General features: G+C 40.1%; 14 protein-coding genes and 1 pseudogene. 6 read left to right on the plus strand and 9 right to left on the minus strand.

Features of this window, described 5'->3' with window-relative positions; genetic code table 11:
- Positions 1 to 29: 29 nt before the first annotated feature.
- From ACFG4S_RS13715 to ACFG4S_RS13745, 7 genes are all read right to left on the minus strand, one after another.
- Entirely contained in the window at positions 30 to 905 is an 876-nt protein-coding gene (locus ACFG4S_RS13715) for a class I SAM-dependent methyltransferase (RefSeq protein ID WP_392535317.1), read from the minus strand.
- 31 nt (positions 906 to 936) lie between these two features.
- Positions 937 to 1,884, minus strand: coding sequence for an acyl-CoA desaturase (locus ACFG4S_RS13720; RefSeq protein WP_392535318.1), 948 nt, complete (start codon positions 1,882 to 1,884; stop codon positions 937 to 939).
- Positions 1,884 to 2,738, minus strand: coding sequence for a DUF1365 domain-containing protein (locus tag ACFG4S_RS13725; protein ID WP_392535319.1), 855 nt, complete (start codon positions 2,736 to 2,738; stop codon positions 1,884 to 1,886). Before ACFG4S_RS13725 ends, ACFG4S_RS13720 begins: the two co-directional genes overlap by 1 nt.
- Positions 2,735 to 4,087 (minus strand): NAD(P)/FAD-dependent oxidoreductase, encoded by a 1,353-nt coding sequence (locus tag ACFG4S_RS13730; protein WP_392535320.1) that lies wholly within the window; start codon positions 4,085 to 4,087, stop codon positions 2,735 to 2,737. Before ACFG4S_RS13730 ends, ACFG4S_RS13725 begins: the two co-directional genes overlap by 4 nt.
- Before the next feature lie 71 nt (positions 4,088 to 4,158).
- A complete protein-coding gene (locus tag ACFG4S_RS13735) occupies positions 4,159 to 5,526 on the minus strand; it encodes a cytochrome P450 (RefSeq protein WP_392535321.1) in 1,368 nt (455 codons plus the stop codon).
- Positions 5,527 to 6,019: 493 nt separating this feature from the next.
- Positions 6,020 to 6,301, minus strand: coding sequence for a hypothetical protein (locus ACFG4S_RS13740; RefSeq protein WP_392535322.1), 282 nt, complete (start codon positions 6,299 to 6,301; stop codon positions 6,020 to 6,022).
- 3 nt (positions 6,302 to 6,304) lie between these two features.
- Complete coding sequence (locus ACFG4S_RS13745; protein WP_392535323.1) at positions 6,305 to 6,604, minus strand: hypothetical protein; 300 nt, start codon at positions 6,602 to 6,604, stop codon at positions 6,305 to 6,307.
- Between the two features lie 333 nt (positions 6,605 to 6,937).
- Here ACFG4S_RS13745 and ACFG4S_RS13750 point away from each other — a divergent pair, with 333 nt between their 5' ends.
- Positions 6,938 to 7,111 carry a globin domain-containing protein gene (locus ACFG4S_RS13750; protein WP_392535974.1) on the plus strand — a complete coding sequence of 58 codons (174 nt, stop codon included), beginning with the start codon at positions 6,938 to 6,940 and terminating at the stop codon, positions 7,109 to 7,111.
- Here ACFG4S_RS13750 and ACFG4S_RS13755 read toward each other — a convergent pair.
- Positions 7,099 to 7,389 (minus strand): annotated as a pseudogene (locus ACFG4S_RS13755) (transposase); the annotation flags it as partial. The gene ACFG4S_RS13750 and the pseudogene ACFG4S_RS13755 overlap by 13 nt on opposite strands.
- A gap of 331 nt (positions 7,390 to 7,720) precedes the next feature.
- On the opposite strand from ACFG4S_RS13755, the gene ACFG4S_RS13760 reads away from it, so the two are divergent.
- The 3 genes from ACFG4S_RS13760 (at position 7,721) to ACFG4S_RS13770 (ending at position 10,463) form a co-directional block, all read left to right on the plus strand.
- The gene (locus tag ACFG4S_RS13760) at positions 7,721 to 8,002 is read left to right on the plus strand and encodes a hypothetical protein (protein ID WP_392535324.1); all 282 of its coding nucleotides are present in this window, start codon (positions 7,721 to 7,723) and stop codon (positions 8,000 to 8,002) included.
- Between the two features lie 513 nt (positions 8,003 to 8,515).
- The gene (locus ACFG4S_RS13765) at positions 8,516 to 9,322 is read left to right on the plus strand and encodes a methyltransferase domain-containing protein (protein WP_392535325.1); all 807 of its coding nucleotides are present in this window, start codon (positions 8,516 to 8,518) and stop codon (positions 9,320 to 9,322) included.
- Positions 9,323 to 9,569: 247 nt separating this feature from the next.
- Entirely contained in the window at positions 9,570 to 10,463 is an 894-nt protein-coding gene (locus tag ACFG4S_RS13770) for a 4-hydroxybenzoate solanesyltransferase (protein WP_392535326.1), read from the plus strand.
- Between the two features lie 96 nt (positions 10,464 to 10,559).
- Here the strand turns inward: ACFG4S_RS13770 and ACFG4S_RS13775 are convergent, their stop codons facing one another.
- Positions 10,560 to 10,757: a hypothetical protein gene (locus ACFG4S_RS13775; RefSeq protein WP_392535327.1), complete on the minus strand. Its 198-nt coding sequence runs from the start codon at positions 10,755 to 10,757 to the stop codon at positions 10,560 to 10,562.
- Between the two features lie 99 nt (positions 10,758 to 10,856).
- Between ACFG4S_RS13775 and ACFG4S_RS13780 the strand changes: the two genes are divergently transcribed.
- Together ACFG4S_RS13780 and ACFG4S_RS13785 are read left to right on the plus strand one after the other, a co-directional pair.
- A complete protein-coding gene (locus tag ACFG4S_RS13780; RefSeq protein WP_392535328.1) occupies positions 10,857 to 17,765 on the plus strand; it encodes an AAA family ATPase in 6,909 nt (2,302 codons plus the stop codon).
- Positions 17,752 to 18,381 (plus strand): response regulator, encoded by a 630-nt coding sequence (locus tag ACFG4S_RS13785; protein WP_392535329.1) that lies wholly within the window; start codon positions 17,752 to 17,754, stop codon positions 18,379 to 18,381. The genes ACFG4S_RS13780 and ACFG4S_RS13785 overlap by 14 nt, the downstream gene beginning before the upstream one ends.
- Positions 18,382 to 18,412: the final 31 nt, after the last annotated feature.

Raw genomic sequence — 18,412 nt, forward strand, 5'->3', positions numbered from 1 at the left:
AATAAACAAACGGTAAAAACTTGATTTAGTTATCGTGGAACATCGATGCGTCGAAATGCAATTCGATATACATCGCACGTCCCAACTTCAAACATATAAGCCGAAAGCTTTAAATAACGCTCAAAACTGATAACTTGTTCTTCTCCTACTAATGCAATTGCTGACTCCCGCTTTTCTCTTAATTGCGATCGCCACTTTTTTAAGGTTTGCACATAGTCAGCACGATTATTCTGCAAAATAACTACCTCAAAAAGACGCTCTACCGCTTCAGCAATCTCAGCTAAACGAGGTAAATCAGATTCAGGAAAGATTTCAGTAGAGATAAATTCATCTAAGATTGGAAGAGAATTGCCAAAGGTAATTGTCTGTAAAGACAACCATCCACCAGGCTTTAGCCACTGATGGCATTTAGAAAAGAATGTTCTATAAACATGAATTTTTTCTTGAGTAGATAGTCCGGACTTCGCAAAGGCTTCAAACGCTTCTATAGAAATAATTCCATCATAAGGTTCTTTGGGTGAATGGTCTGCCCAACTTTCGAGTAAAACCTCAATTTTTGGTTCGTTGAGTTGCGAAATCCAATCTACTTGACTTTGACTTAAAGTCAAGCCAACACCACACTCTACTTGATGTGCTTCAACTAGGCGTTTTAATGCTCCACCCCAACCACAGCCAACATCTAAAACGCGTTTTGCACCTTTGACTTTGGCTTGATGGATATGTAAATCTATCTTTCGTAATTGAGCAGCTTCAAGAGAGTCATTTTCATCAGTTTGATCCCAACTTGCACATGTATAAGTCATTGTTGGATCGAGCCACAAACGATAGAAATCATTTCCCACATCGTAATGATGTTCTATGGCTTGAACAGATGCACCTAGTTCTTGTACTCTTGTGGAAGTCATAAATTAGTTTTCCTTTCAAATATTTCTCCAGTTAAATACGACCAATATTTAACTCCCGTTTTTTAACTTCTAACATTTTGGCTGTAGGTAGCTTGACATCCCAAATCAAACCAGTTTTTTCCAAGAGATGAATAACTAAGTAAGTCAGATCGAATTGCCACCATTCAAGCCCGTGTCTAGCTGAAGCTGGAAACGCATGATGGTTATTGTGCCATCCTTCACCACATGCTAGTAAAGCACATAAAAAGTTGTTTGTACTTTCATCATTTGTCTCATAAGGACGAGACCCGTAAATATGGCAAATTGAGTTGATACTCCAAGTGGAATGATGTACTAAAAAGATTCGGACAAATCCACCCCAGAATAATCCTGAGATGATTCCTTGCCATGTCCAAGTTAATAAGCCTCCTAAGATCGCCGGAATTAAACAACCTAAAAAGATCCATAGGAAGTACCAATTATTAACTTTAAAAATCAACTGATCTCGTAGTAATTCCGGAACAAAACGAACCCAGTCTTCACTATCGTGATTAAACATCCATCCTAAGTGAGCGTGCCAGAATCCAGCTAATCGTCCTCTGATTCCTTGAGTATAAAGGTTAGGTGAATGGGGATCGTTGGGGCGATCGCTATTTTGGTGATGTCTGCGATGACAAGCTACCCAAAACAATATCGGACCCTGTGCAGCCATTGAGCCAGCAATCCCCAACAGAACTTGAATAGTTCTACCTGTTTGAAAACTTCGATGGGTAAATAACCGATGAAACCCCGCAGTAACTCCCAAAGTTGTTACAACATACATACTCAAACAGAGTCCTAATTCAACCAGACCAATACCATGTTTCCACAGTAAAATAAAGGCAGCAATTGTCCCAAGCCAAGGAATAAAGACGATAAGTAAGGCAATTTGTCGCTCTAATTGTTTTGCTGAGTTAGGTCTAGGTTTGTGTTTTATCTTGGAGGTATTTGAAGAAATCATTATTTTAAGTTAGTAAGTTGACGGTGAATTTTATGTTTCATAGACGTGATTGACCTGTGTAGTCGTTGATTGAAAGATGGCTCGGCTTTCCGAATCGTCATTGGACTTGTTGGATTGGGTTTTAAAACTGGTTGTAAGCCTTTCCTATAATTTAAAATTAGAGCTTGGCAAGTTATGCGTGGCATAGCTAAAGCCGCAGAAATCGGATATTTAATCAGAGTCTGTATCAAATTCGCTGAAGTCAAAGGAGTTCCTGTACCCCAAAGTCGAGAAAGGAAAACTTCACGTCCTTCACGCAGAATATTAATCCGAATATCTAGATGTTCTTTCAGTTCTGAAAGATGAAAATCATAATCACCCTTGAGATCGTTAAAGGGTGAAACATAAAAATCTTTCTTGACTTGATAATGAGCTAAAAAACCTGGAAGAGGTTTTTCTGCTCTATCTAGAATATAAAGATGGGTTTCACCATAAGTATTATTAATTTCAGCTACAGCGCATCCAAGTGAACCATCTGCACGATAACAATAAAAAAAACTAACAGGGTTAAAAATATAATTAAAGTATCTTGCTACTGTCACCAATTTTACAGCAGTAATATCTCGATCGCATCCCTTATTTTTTAAGAATGAAAAGAGCTTATTTCTAATACTTCCCTTTGTATCACCTAGATAATCTCCATCGTGAATTGCAACAGGTCTAATTTTATTGTATCCAAATAATTTCAATGACTCACCGAGCTTAGGCAATTCAAATAAATCAAAAGAGTAGTAGTAAACTGGATAGACAAAAGCATGTTTAATCGGCTCAAGTCGAGAATGCATTAAATATCCTACATAAATTTGAGAGTTCATAATTCCACTCCGAATGCACGAGCTACTTCTACTCCTGATTTGACAGCATCTTCATGAAATCCGAAACCGAAATAGCTGCCACAAAAATAAGTTCTTTTCGCTCCATTTAAGGCTGCTAGTTCTTTTTGAGTACTAAAAGATTCAAAGTTATAAGTAGGATGAGTAAATTTCATCTTTCTAAGAATAAATTCCTCCGCTATTGGTTTATGTCGATTCAAACTCAGGAAATACTGTTTTTGAGTATTTTCATGTCCCTGTAAGCGATTTAAATGATATGTAATACTAAAGGAAGAAATATCATCTACACCTGCTTCATTTATATAATTCCATGAAGCCCACGCTGTTTTATCTGGTGGCATTGCTGATTCATCAGTATGAAGAATACCATCATTTACCTGATACTTCCAAGCTCCAAGAAAACGGCGCTCATCTACCGAAGGATCTGCAAGTAAACTTAAAGCTTCATCGGCATGAGCGGCAATAATAACGTAATCAAACTTTTGTTCTTTGTTGTTTTTAGGTCTGATTATTACACTATCATCTAAACGAGAAATAGACTCAATTGGTGAATTAACTTCTACTTTCCCAGTAAAGTTTTTGCAGATTTCTTTGACATATGTCTGACTTCCTCCTTTAATATATTGCCATTTTGGCCCTTCCCTCAGAGAAAGCATTCCATGATTATCAAAAAAATATAGGAATGTTTTTGCAGGGAAATCAAAAATCTTTTGTGGAGTTGACGACCATATCGCTGCACCCATAGGAATTACATAAGAATCAATTAAAGCAGGTGAATATTTTTTACTTTGCAGATAATTACCAAGAGTCAATTCCCAAAAATTGTCTTCCAAAAGATCTTTACGAGCTTGATTGCAGAATATCAATATTTCTTTTAAAAGATTCAGTAATGTAGCATTATATGGCTGTGGCTCTAAAGGAGAAGATTGGAGATTAGTACGTTTAGAAAACTGATTAGTATGGCTCCAGTTGATTGCATATTGAATGTTAGATGTTTCTGAGTAGTAACTAAAAGACATTTCACTATCAGGAATTTCGCAAACATTCAACTGAGACAATAACTTGTGTAGAGTAGGATAATTGCGATTATTCAAAACCATGAAACCAACATCTAAGGGAGTGCCTACATCAACTCCTTGTTCAACTAGAATAGTATGGGCGTGTCCCCCAAGTCGGCTTTCTTTCTCAAAAATAGTTACATGGTGTTTGCGCTGAAGAAGATAAGCCGCTGTTAAGCCAGCAGCCCCAGCACCAATAATAGCGACTTTACTCCTTGCTTTGTTGTTTATTCTCGATTCTTCTGCTGTATTAACAAAGGTGTGGTCAATCATTTTCTAACTTAATTAAAAAGTTAAACATTTTCTTGAAATGCAGAACAAGTAGTTTTTTATAGCAAGTTAAACTAACGTTTTTTTAATACGACTTTCACACCATTTTTTGGTCGTAGTGAAGCTGTAACTTGAGGAACAGCTTCGTATCCTGGCGCAAGAGTAAGTTGAAATTTTTGAGCTATTGTTGCTACTAATAAAGCAGCTTGTGTTAATGCAAAGCTTCCACTGATGCAAGCACGTGGGCCTAATCCAAAGGGAAAATATACACCTTTCGGTAGCTTACTTTCTAAATTATTTGCCCAACGTTCGGGTTGAAAATCGTCTGGAGCTTCAAAATAATCTGGGTGGCGGTGCATCACCCACTGGCTTAAGAAGATGTTATATCCAGCAGGGATATGGTAGCCGCCAATTTCACAGTCTTGAGTGGATTGTCGAAACATCATATATCCGGAGGGGTAAAGACGCAACACCTCTTTAACAATCATGTTGGTGTAATGTAAGCGAGGTAAGTCTGCAATAGTTGGAACCCGACCATCCAATACTTCGCTTAATTCTGCAAGCAATTTAGTTTCTACTTGCGGATGTTGAGATAGAAGTACCCATGTCCATGACAAAATATTAGTTATATTTTGATGCCCTGCAAACATTAAGGTTACTATTTGATCTCGCAATTCTTTATCTGTCATCTGATATCCATTGTCTTGATTCCTAGCTTGTATGAATAGTGATAGTACGTCTCCTAAATCCTGACTATTGTTCAGCTGCCGTTGATTAATAATGCTATAAATAGTTTTATCCATCTGCTTAATAGCGTTTTTATGGCGAAGATTTTGTGGTGTAGGAACCCAGTAGGGAATCAAATAATTTTGCCTTCGCTGAATTTCAACCCAGTCCATTGTGATATCTAAAGCATGAGGTATATCATGAGCTATTTCATCTGCAATGTCTAGGTTAAATATTGTTTTCATCAGAATATTTGATGCGAGACGCATAATGTCGAAATATATGTCACGGGTTTCACCATCTTGCCAAGTGTTCAGCATTTGTTGAGTGTAGTCGACCATCATTTCCCCATAAGCTGCAACTCTAAGATGGTGAAAAACTGGCTGTGTCATCTGTCGCTGGCGCAACCACATATCTCCTTCGCTAAAAGCTAAGCCATTTCCCATAAATATTTTTATGAGACGCATAAATCGACCTTTGATAAACAACTCTCTGTTGTTTAACACTTGCTCAATATAGCTAGGATTAGTTAATAGACAAACTGGAGTGAACGCTAACTGTAACGGAATGATATCACTATATTCACGACTACAATGAGTTAAAAATTGTAAGGTATTTTTACTAAAATCTGATAAATTTCCTAGTAAAAAAGTCCCTTTTGGTTTTGGCAAATGAGATAAAGTTTTGCTTTTAAATGATTTAGATAATGTATGCATTTTTTGCTATTTTTCAATTTAAATTAATATTGACAATACTTTATCTCCATTAAGAGGTTATTATACAATGTCTAATAAATAGTTAAAATTTGGCGTTCCTGAATCAAAATATGAATCATTTCAGGTTCCTCACAAAATCGTAAAAAAGGGGTCAAAAACCATTAAAATGTATATATACCAAGCATTTTACAGTTATAATCAATGACCAGAGTTTCAACAGATTGTTTACGAAAACAGTTCCGATTTGAACGGGTTCAGTTGCCATAATCCCGAACGTATACCGATTTTTATTAAATCTTTGATTCTCTTTTAGACAAACCCTGTTATATCAATTGTTTGAGCGTTTTTTAGTGTTAATTTATCAACCTAAGTCTGGGAGAGCCATTACAATCCTCTTTCCTGTGTATTACATGGAATGAGCAAATAGACGAGTTAAACCGCGCAAATCTCAGCAATATAGTCTGAATTGGTTTCTTAAATATCATAGAGGGAGTTACGAATTAGTAATTATCTCGACAATAGTTTGAGCCGTTGGCGCATTGGCATCTTTCTGAATTCCTTGGCGATCGCGCCAGAGTTTATAGTAAAGAATTGGTATTGCCGATCGCGACAACAACAAAGATGCAACTTCACCCGCCATCAGCGAGATCGCTAGCCCCTGAAAAATCGGATCGGCGAGAATAATTGCCGATCCCACAACTACGGCGGCGGCGGTTAACAGCATCGGACGAAACCGGACGGCTCCCGCATCAATTACGGCTTCTTCTAAAGGCATTCCTTAATTCAAGCAGTAGCAAAATAGCAGATCACTCAGCAAAATAGGATTCACAAAACTTTTTACCTTGCATAGCATATTCACATCGTTTGCCCCTTGGCGATCGCATCTAACTGGAGTTTGGTCTAATACTAGAATCTTACCGCTTCGATGGTAAGTGACAACTGCCTGAATCTGCTTGAACAGTCGAACACATTCTTTATAGGTAATCCCGCTACTGCGGGCAATCTGGTAGTAGGGCAAACGCGATCGCAACTGTAATCTATGTTCTGCTACATCTGTTCTTTCTGCGATCGCCCTCATGCAGAATAATTTCTCCCCGCAAATACTGTTTAACTACATGAGTTCGCAACTGGAGAAGCTGATCTAAATCGAGTCCAGAAAAAAGTGAAATTTGCCGCAATTTTTCAATCGTAACTTGCATTGCCCTGCCACCCTAATCAAGCAATCCGGTCATTTCCTTCTCCAATTTAACTTTTTCCCATGTTTAAACGCTTTTATGAGCTAGCTCATAAAGGGATTCACAGAAATTTAGCAAACTATAAACAGTAAACAAGAGGAGCTGAATATATGTCTTTAAACATTGAATTATTGGAATCCACTTTTTTACAGATTAAAGCCCAGGAAACCGAGTTTATGGCTCACTTCTATAAAACTTTGTTTGCGGACTATCCAGAGGTCAAGCCACTATTTGCTAATACTCACATGGGAAAGCAAGCCAAGCAACTTTTCAAATCACTTGTTCTAGTTGTAGAAAATCTCCGCAACCCTGACGTTTTGTCTAATGCACTTCAGGGACTAGTGACATAATCTAATTTATATTCAGATATTTTTCTAATAAATTGGCTACTTTCACCATATAAACTATCTGCTAGTACTAATTCAATATTAAGGTCTGATTCGATTAATTCAGTAATAATTTCTGATGCCAACTCTATTTTAGTTTTATATTTATCTGACTCCTTTAGTGTTCCTTTTGGTTTAAATACTTTTACAATTAATGGAAAAGTTATGTGAGAGGAAACTCCATAACCATTGACTGAAACTATCTCATTATGTACCTTACCCACACTTCCTAAGTATTGTCTGTTTAGAGATGGGACTTAAGCCGTGATTATTGCTGTTAAACGAGGTATTGTCAATTTGTAGGAACTTGTACTAAAGTTGGAATCCAAATTTCAACTTTAGTTGGAGCCAACATTCCATTTTAAGATGGACTGATTTATCAATCACTCTATTGAGCAAAAGTTTCAACTTTTAGGGGACGACAAGTTAGAGTTAATTGCATATATTTGTACAGAAAGCCACTAAAGGTTCAACAAAAGTATGTAAACATTTAGTTGCTCACTGGTGGCGAAATCCTCTAGTTAATTGATGTCAAAGAACATTTATAATTGGTAAAAAAGGCGGAATACAAGTATGAGTAATCTTTGGAATTTGGGTAAATTAGGAGTCGGAATCGTTGCTGCAATAGCTTTGTCTGGAAACTCTGCTATTGCCACAATCAATCAGGGTGTGACTCTAGAGAATAATCTGAATGTGCCTACCTTAAACACAGCGATTAAAAAGCACAATACATTAGGAGACGATGCACAAAAAATTAATCACAACACCAAACAAACTCAATTTCAAAATAGATATGCTGTAGATAAGAAAAAACCGTTAATAATAGCCTGCATCCCGCTCTGGATCTGTGGTTAAGCCTTAGCGTTTTTTATTTTAACCTAATAAAAAAGCTGCTTAAATCACAGCCAGCTTTTTTATTAGGTTGAATTAGGTGCGATGGTTGCAAGCGAACTTGCGTAGCCATCGCACTTATTCACTCATCAAATTTAATAGGCAAGCCATTGAAGTGACCCTAGGTAATTTCCGGTCTAAGCCACCCAGGTAAACTAATTTTATGTTCTTCCAATTGGTTGCCATTATTATCCACTAATCCCTCAAGTATTCCCTTGAACAATAGCTTGTCTTGTGGCTTACTCTTCTAGTTGAGCCTGTATGATTTAACGGCTATCAAAATAATTTTAGTTTACAAAGTCAAATCCGTTGACTATCTGACACAAAAGAGCATTGTTAATATGACTGGTAATTATAAGCTTTGTAATAGGTGATTAAACCTCATAATTACGAATTACAAGACTTACAAACGATCTAATTCTTCGTATATATTTAAGAATAATTAGTTAAGTCAAACAGTTCTAATATGAAGAAAAAATGATACATGATGACCGTTATACACTAGCCACTGGAAAAGTAGGCGCAAATCGATTGCAAATTCTTCACCAAATCCATAAGCCATATACAGAGTTTTTACTTGGGCGAGTTGGACTCAGCGAAGGGATGCATATAGCTGACATTGGTTGCGGTATTGGAAGTGTTTCCACTTGGTTAGGGGAGCAAGTTGGATTCAACGGTTCAGTTATTGGTGTAGATGTGAGTACAGAGCAGGTAGAACAGGCACGAGGAAATGCAGACGCACTTGGCCTGAGCAATGTAAAATTTGTCTTGGGCAGCGCTTACAATACGGGATTACCTCATAACTCCTTTGACTTAGTTTACTGCCGCTTTTTGCTAGTCCATCTAACTCACCCTGAAGATGCACTGGAACAAATGCTGGCACTACTCAAGCCAAGTGGGTTGTTAGTGTGTGAGGAAGCCGACTTTAGCACTGGTTTTTGTCAACCTCCTAATTCTAGCTACGACCGTTGTATTGAGCTTTTCCTTAAACTGGGTAATGCTCGTAACCAGCACTTTTGTATGGGAAGCAAGCTTTACCAAATATTTCAAAATGCTGGTTTGCTTACGCAAGAAATTTTTTTAGTGCAGCCTGTCGCACTTCACAAAGAAACTAAGCGTTTTGTAGATTTGTCAGTATTAGAGGCAACTGATGCTTTAATTGAAACTGGAATAACAACGCCAGAAGAGATTAAGCAAACTATAGAGCAAATAAGAGAGTTGGCAGAGGACGAAACAACATTGTTTGGCATCCCTCGTGTGACACAAATCTGGGCGCGAAAATAACTATACAGTTTATTGAAGCTTTACAAAGTTATTGGATTGTGAAGAGAAAATCAATTCTCTAGTGAACAACTGAAAGCGGATCATAGTTGATTAACCTTTGAAATGCGAAAGATAAGCTGTTTACCATTCTCAGACAGGATAATTAATACCAGTTGGTAATTCGTAATTCAGAAATTCAGATTTAATCTGTAAGCGCGATCGTGATGAACTTGGCATTAGTAACTACAAATGCAGTGGGAGCTAACTTATGCTTACTCAATCAGAATCTCAAAGAAGAAAAGAGCCTTTTTGGCATAAAATTGTCCGACTTCTAAGATGGGAAAAGCCCAGTGGACGGTTAATTCTAATAATTCCAGCCCTTTGGGGTATTGTTTTAGCAGCAAAGGGAATGCCATCAATACCACTTGTTAGCCTGATCATTTTTTTTGCTTTAGCTACCAGTGCTACAACTTGCACGATCAACGACTTGTGCGATCGAGATATTGATGCACAAGTGGAAAGAACGCGTGAGCGTCCCTTAGCTTCTGGTGCGCTTTCAGTCTCTGTTGGGATCGCGGTTGCCGTGATCTCTGTGGGCTTGAATGCAATACTGGCTTTTGCTCTGAAACCACTTTCGTTCTGGTTATGGGTTGGAACACTTCCGGTAATTATTTTATACCCATTGTCTAAACGGGTATTTCCAGTTCCCCAGTTATTACTGGCAATAATTTGGGGTCTTGTAGTTTTGACTAGCTGGACTGCGGTGAATGAGCAGATAGAATTTACTACTTGGTTGCTGTGTAGCTCAACTGCCCTGTGGGCTGTGGGATTCGACACCATTTACGCTATGTCTGACCGCAAGGATGACCAGCGGATTGGTGTTAAGTCCAGCGCTCTGTTTTTTGGTAAGTATGCTCCTGTTGCTGTTATGATTTGCTATGCAACTGCTGCCTTACTATTGGGTTTGCTAGGCTTTTATATGCAATTGCAACTGAGTTTCTGGATTAGTTTGATGATTGCAACTATTGCTTGGATTTGGCAGTTTATACGGCTGCTTGATTCAGAACTTCCAAATACTGCCTACAATCAAATGTTCACTCAAAATGTCTGGATTAGCTCTGTATTGCTTTTTGGGATGATTTTCGGGTTTTTAAAATTATAAATTGAGGAACTTAATAAGGACGCGCTCCAGAAGAAACGTCTACTCGATGAAATACATTTTTTTTGGTTTCATAAATATACAGAATAAAAAACTAATCTATTTGGCTTTATTCCCTACCTTAAAGCCTTCACCACTTAAAAATTCGTCGTTTATCAGCAACAGAATTTTATCTGTGTCTTTCCCTTTGTTAGCATAGCTGGCAGGATTGGACGGGTCTTTCTTGTTCTCCATCCCGTACTTGGCATTATGGCTGATTATTTCATCCTTGTGCTGTTCAATCGAATATTTACTCAAACTTATTTTCGATGGGAGCAAACAGCAAGTAATTATTCTCAAAATGAGAATTGGTGTATAGTTTGAGTTATGCCAGATTATCCTCTCAAGAGTTGCTCTATGATTGCTCTACCTGGTATTGCCATCCAAGACAAAATATACGAAAGTTCCAATTCTCTAGTTTATCGAGGCATCAGAAACGATGGAGTAGGGATCGTCGTAAAAATGCTAAAGCTTGATTATCCCTCACCTCAAGAACTAACTCGCTACAGACAGGAATATAAAATTACCCGCTCCCTAAAATTAGAAGGAGTTATCAAAGCATACAGCCAGCAGGACTATCAACGCACTCTGGTGATTCTCTTAGAAGATTTTGGGGGAGAGTCCCTAGAGCAATGGATACACAAGCGTCCAGATATCTTCTGCCCCATGCCTTTATCCCAATTTTTAAGTCTTGCGATCGCCCTCACCGAGATTCTAGGCAAAATCCATGCAGCCCTTGTCATTCATAAAGATATCAATCCTGGAAACATAGTTCTCAATCTGGATACTGGTGTTGTTAAAATTATTGACTTTGGAATTGCCACCCAATTTAACCGCACGAATCCGACTTTCAAAAGTCCTCATGTGTTAGAAGGGACACTCGCATACTTATCTCCAGAGCAAACCGGGCGGATGAACCGTTTACTCGATTACCGCAGCGATTTTTACTCCCTTGGTGTGACATTTTACGAACTGCTCACTGGACAACTACCATTTCCCACCACAGACGTGCTGGAGCTAGTCCATTGTCATATTGCCAAACATCCTATTCCGCCTAATGAAATAAATACAACGATTCCCAAACCAGTTTCAGATATTATTCTCAAACTGATGGCGAAAAATGCTGAAAATCGCTATCAAAGTACCTGGGGTATCAAAGCGGATTTAGAAATCTGTGCTGAACAATTAGCAGAAAACGGTCAAATCTCTAGCATTCCACTGGCGCTTCAAGACGTTTCGGATCGGTTTCAAATTCCCCAAAAACTGTATGGACGAGACAAGGAAGTTGCAATGTTACTGGCGGCGTTTGGTCGTGTAGCGTGTTCAGAGTCAAATCCGGTTGCTGCTTTACTAAACAATTCAGAAACAACTTCACAAAGCGAACAAAGAGGCAAACCAAAATTCCAAGTCGGAATGATGTTGGTATCTGGCTATGCTGGCATTGGGAAATCTGCGTTAGTGCAAGAAATCTATAAACCAATTACCCAAAAGCGCGGTTATTTTATCTCTGGTAAATTCGATCAATTTCAGCGCAATATTCCCTACAGCGCGATCGCAGATGCTTTGCAAAAATTGGTGCAGCAATTGCTCAGTGAACCAAATGACAAAGTGCAACAGTGGCGATCGCTCTTACTTACAGCTTTAGGAAACAACGCACAAATCATCATTGATATCATCCCAGAAGTTGAATTAATTATCGGCAAGCAGTCGCCTGTACCGTCCGTTGGAGCAACTGAAGCTCAAAATCGCTTTCACAGAATCTTTAGGCAGTTTGTGCGGGTGTTTTGTTCAGAATCACATCCCCTGGTGATATTCTTAGATGATTTGCAATGGATAGACTCAGCAACGCTGAATTTAATTGAGTTGATGCTGCTGGATGAGCAAGCCCAATCATTATTTTTAATTGGAGCTTATCGAGATAATGAAGTAAATCCAACGCATCCATTAGCATTAATGCTAGAGAGACTGCGAAAACAAGGGGCAGTGCTTCAGGAAATTATCTTAGCACCCTTAACGCTCTTGCCGTTGAATCAGTTGATTGCCGAGACGCTACATCGGAATGCAGACATCGTTCGTCCCTTAGCTGAGTTAGTTTTGCGTAAAACTGAGGGCAATCCGTTCTTTGTCAGTGAATTTTTGAGAATGCTGTATAGCGAGAATCTGCTGACATTTGATGCACAACACTTATGCTGGCAATGGAACATAACTGATATTCAAGCCCAGAATATTACCGATAATGTTGTGGAGTTGATGCTTCACAAGTTGAAGAAACTGCCAGAAAATACACAGCAAATTCTCCGGTTAGCTGCTTGCGTCGGTGCTGAATTTAATTTAGATACTCTATCGATTGTTTGTGAGAAACCACCTGAAACGATTTTTCAAGATTTACTAACAGCCATACAAGTTGGATTAATTCAACCACTATCTGAATTAGATGAAAACTTGTTAATTCAAAAGTATAAGTTTCTGCACGATCGCGTACAGCAAGCCTCATACACATTAATCGATGAGTCGCAAAAACAAATTGTTCATTTACAAATTGGTCGCAATCTCCTTGGAAAAATTTTGCCAGAGCGACTATCAGACCGACTGTTTGAAATTGTCGATCATCTTAATTACGGAATTGAGCTTGTCACAGATCAACTAGAACGCAATGAAATTGCTAGATTAAATTTAATCACAGGACAGAAAGCAAAAGCTGCGATCGCCTATAAGGTCGCCAAAAAATATTTAGCTACAGCAAGAGCATGGCTAGCAGATTCAAGCTGGCAAAAAAACTACGATTTGACCTTAGAGTTATATTTAGAAACTACAGAAGTTGCATTCCTGTGTGGCGATTTTGAGCAGGTAGAATATTGGGTAGCGATCGTTCTACAATCAGCTAAAACAGTTCTTGATACCGTAAAAATTTATGACATTAAAATCCAAACTTACATCGCGCAGAACCATCTCTTAGAAGCAATCAATACGGCATTGCAGGTTTTACAGCAACTGGGGATCAGGTTTTGCGAACAGCCAAGTCAGTTGGATATTCAGCTTGAAATAGACGCGATCGCATCACTCTTTAACGAGATGCCGATTGAAGGGTTGAGCTATTTGCCAGAAATGGTCGAACCACACAAGTTAGGAGCAATGAGAATCCTATCAAGGATAACGACCGTTACCCAAATTGCGGCTCCTAATTTGATGCCTCTATTTGCGTCTAGGCAAGTCAGCTTGTCAATTCAGAATGGAAATGCGTCTACATCTCCTGTTGCATACGCAAACTTTGGGTTAATTCTGTGTGGGATGGTTGGAAACATGGAGTCTGGTTACGAATTTGGGCAGCTTGCCCTAAGACTTTTGTCACAGCCATATACCCATGCAATCAAATGTCGGACTGTAACAATTGTAAATAACTTTATTACTCCGTGGAAGAAACATGTCAGGGAAACATTGCAGCAATTCTTAGAAGGCTATCAAAGTGGGCTTGAAACAGGAGATTTAGAGTTTGCTGCCTATTGTGCTCATTGTTATTGCTTTCACTCCTTTGCGGTCGGGAAAGAACTCGTGGAACTTGAACGTAATATGACCAAGTATGGTGAAGCAATCCGTCAAATTAAACAAGAAGTAGCACTTACCTGGAATCAGGTATATCAACAGTCTATCTTGAATTTAATCGGATGCTCAGTTAATCCATTCCGTCTAATTGGAGAAGCATACAATGAGGAAAGCAAACTGCCACAGCATGAAATAACAAATGATGGATTTGCAATCTTCAATGTACATTGTAATAAGCTTTTCCTCTGCTATTTATTTTATGAGTACAATCAAGCAGTTCAGAACTCAGATATAGCACAAAATTATTTGCTCCAGATGACAGCTACCTTTGCTAAGGTTTTGTATTATTTCTATGATTCTTTAACTAGACTCGCAATATATCCTGAAAGCTGTGCTCAAGTACAGCCAGAAACTCTCAGAAAAATTGCGGCTCATCAAAAAGAAATGAAACACTGGGCACACTATGCTCCGATGAATTATTTGCATAAATATTATCTAGTTGAGGCAGAGAAAGCGCGAGTTTTAGGTCAGTTATTAGAAGCAGAAGAACTCTACGAACAAGCAATTATTGGTGCTAGAGACAATGAGTACATTCAAGAAGAAGCCTTAGCCTACGAATTAGCTGCTAAACATTATCTGGTGCGAGGTCGGCAAAAGATCGCCCAAACCTACATGAAAGAAGCTCACTACTGCTATGAACGGTGGGGAGCAACTGCGAAAGTGAGAGATTTAGAAGCTCGCTATCCGCAGTTATTTCCTCATTTATCCAGCGTGGCTTCTACACCAATCCGCACTACTGCTGGAACCACCTCTAATACCTCACACATCGCTTTTGATTTAACAGCAGTGATGAAGGCAATTCAGGCGATTTCGAGCGAAATTGAACTAGATCAGCTGCTCCGCTCCTTGATGAAGATATTAATCGAAAATGCTGGCGCACAAACAGGTTCTCTGATTTTAGAAAACTCAGGAAAATGGATGATTGAAGCGTCTAGTGAACTTAATGAGGGTGAGAATGTCTATGCTACACAAGTGCTGCAATCTATCCCAACTGCAAATCATCTGCCTGAATCAATTATTAATTATGTTATTCGTACTCATGAATCTGTCATCTTAAATGATGCTACTCGTGAAGGTAATTTTATTAATGAGCCATATATTCAACAGAATCAAACTCAATCAATTTTATGTTTACCTCTGCTCAATCAAGGTAAGCTAGTGGGCGTGTTGTATCTAGAAAATAAATTAGCGGCTGGAGCATTTACACCAGAGCAAGTCTCCTTTGGAGACGCTACGCGATCGCAAGTTTTACATCTGTTATCCACTCAAGCAGCGATCGCGATCGAAAATGCCAAACTCTACTCAAAGCTCCGCGCTAGCGAAAGTCAGATGACTCAATTTTTAGAAGCGATTCCAGTGGGAATTGGCATTATTGACGCGACAGGTCGCCCTTACTATGTCAATCAGCGCGGAATTGAGCTTATGGGTAAAGGCGTTGATCCTGCTGCGACACCAGAGCAACTTTCAGAAATTTATCAATTTTACGTGACGGGAACGGATCAAATCTATCCGTCAGAGAGACTGCCAATTATCCGGGCGTTGAGTGGCGAACGCACCAGGACTGACGATATAGATATTCGCCAAAACAACGCAACTATTCCATCTGAGGCATGGGGAACTCCAGTCTTTGACGAACAGGGCAATGTGATTTATGCGATCGTAGCCTTTGAAGATATTACGGAACGTAAAAAAGCAGAAAATCTTTTAGCGAATTACAACCGCACCTTAGAACAACAGGTAGCCCAACGAACAGCCGCGTTACAGCAAAGCGAAGCAGAACTGCGCGGTCGAGAACAAGAATTACGGCTGATCACCGACGCTCTACCCGCTCTGATCAGCTATGTGGATGCCAATCGATGCTATCAATTTATCAACCGTACCCATGAGGTTTGGTTTAGCCGTAACCGTGATGAGATTCTGGGCAAATCTGTTCATGAACTTTTAGGTGAGACGGGTTATCAACGGTTTGAGCCGTCTATTAATCAGGTGTTTGCAGGGCAAACTGTAACCCTGGAAGCAGAAATTCCTTCTTCCCTTGGTAGACACTGCATCAGTGCGACCTTGATCCCTGATTTTGATCGCAATGCTCAAGTGAGAGGCTTCTACAGTCTCATGACCGATATTAGCGAACGCAAACAAGCAGAAGAAGTGTTACGTCAGTCCGAGGCTCAATTTCGAGAACAGGCAATCCTCTCCGATTTTCGCGCCGATGTGGATAGTGCCTTGGCTCAAAGTGCTAGTTTGCCCTTGATACTGCATCGCTGTGCCCAAGCCGTTGTTAAGCACTTTAATGCGGCATTTGCTCGGATTTGGACGCTAAATAAAGACAATAATGTTTTGGAGTTACAAGCCAGTGCGGGGATGTATACTCGTCTTGACGGTGAATACAGTCGAATTCCTCTAGGTAGCCTCAAAGTTGGACGAATTGCTCAGGAACGCTGTCCTCTATTGACTAACAATGTGTTTGATCAATCATCCATTGATCAAGAATGGGCAAAACGAGAAGGTATGGTGGCATTTGCGGGCTATCCGATACTGCTGGATGAGCAGCTTGTTGGAGTTATAGCGATGTTTACTCGACATCCCATTCCGTCGTCAAACTTTGAGGCGTTGGAGTTTTCAGCCCGCGAGATTGCATTAGGAATTAGACGCAAACAGGCAGAAGAAGCGTTGCAAGCTTCCGAAGCAGAACTTCGGGCGCTCTTTTGTGCAATGCCCGATCCGCTCTTGGTAGTAAATGCACAAGGGCGGATTTTGAGAGCAAGCCTGATCGAGTCAGAGAAATTATCTAACCCGATTGACGAACAGGTGGGTCGAACATTTTCCGAAATTTTTGAGCGATCGCAAGCCGAGACATTTCTTGTCTGTATTCGACAAGCATTAAGCACTCAGCAGCCCCTAACGGTTGAGTATAGCTCGATCGTGGGAGGGTGGAAAACCTGGTTTGCAACTCGCATCTCGCCCATCTCAGAACATTCTGTCATTTGGCTAACAAGAGATATTAGCGATCGCAAACGAGCCGAAGAAGCCTCCATTCTAGAAGAGCGCAATCACATGGCACGGGAAATTCACGACACTTTAGCCCAAGCGTTTACAGGTATTATCATTCATGCTCGCTCTGCCTCCAATAAGGTAACGGCAGACCCAGAAAAAGCGCAAACTCTCCTCACTCAGATCCTCGACTTAGCCCGTTCTGGGCTTGCGGAGGCACGTCGTTCAGTAGAGGCACTACACCGCCCATACCTTTTAGAGAGCAGTAACTTACAGGATGCCTTACGCCGTCTTGCTGCTGAATTAAACTCCTCGATCGCAACCCAAATCGTCTACGAAGTCATGGGTACACCCTATCCCCTATCCTCCGATCTGGAAAATAATCTGTTTCGGATTGGGCAGGAAGCCTTGACAAATGCCATTAAACATGCTGCCGCACATAAAATCCACATTGAACTGATCTATGAACCGACCCAATGCAGCTTGCGAATTAAAGACGATGGGCAGGGATTTAATGTAGAAAACCAGGCGATGCAGAATGGCTTTGGTCTACTGGGGATGGCAGAACGGGCTGAACGCATTAGAGCTGAATTAAAGATTCAAAGTGACTTAGAGCAAGGGACAGAGATCGTGGTATCTATTAATCGGGGGTTAAGTCAGCATGAATCAGCCTAGTAGCATTCGCGTTCTGGTTGTGGACGATCATCCTGTTGTCCGCCAGGGTTTGATCGGAATGTTAGAGGAGGCTCCAGATATTGTCATTGTTGGTCAGGGGCGAAATGGGCATGAGGCGATCGCAGTTTTTCAGCAACAGCAACCTGATGTGACTTTGATGGATTTACGGATGCCTGAGATGGGAGGTGTTCAGGCGATTACGCTTATTTGCAATGAGTTTCTCAATGCCCGAATTATTGTGCTGACCACGTATGACACCGATGAAGAGATTTATCAAGGATTGCGAGCCGGGGCAAAGGGGTATTTACTGAAGGACTCTGAGCCAGAGGAACTATTGACAGCAATTCGGACAGTGAGCAGGGGACAACAGTATATTCCCCCTAACGTGGCTGCCAAGCTAGTCCAACGGCTGACTGCTCCAGAACTGAGCGATCGTGAGTTAGAAGTCCTCCAGTTAGTCGGACAGGGCATGAGCAACCAGGAAATTAGCACTGCTCTCAATATTAGTGAAAGTACAGTGAAGACTCATATCAACCGAATTTTAAGCAAGCTAGATGTCAAAGATCGCACCCAGGCAGCCATTATTGCGTTGAAACGCGGAATTGCTAGCTTGTGAACTACCTACACCGACCTTATGGCTGCCTAAC

It is taken from the genome of Nostoc sp. C117 (assembly GCF_043099735.1).
GTDB lineage: Bacteria > Cyanobacteriota > Cyanobacteriia > Cyanobacteriales > Nostocaceae > Nostoc.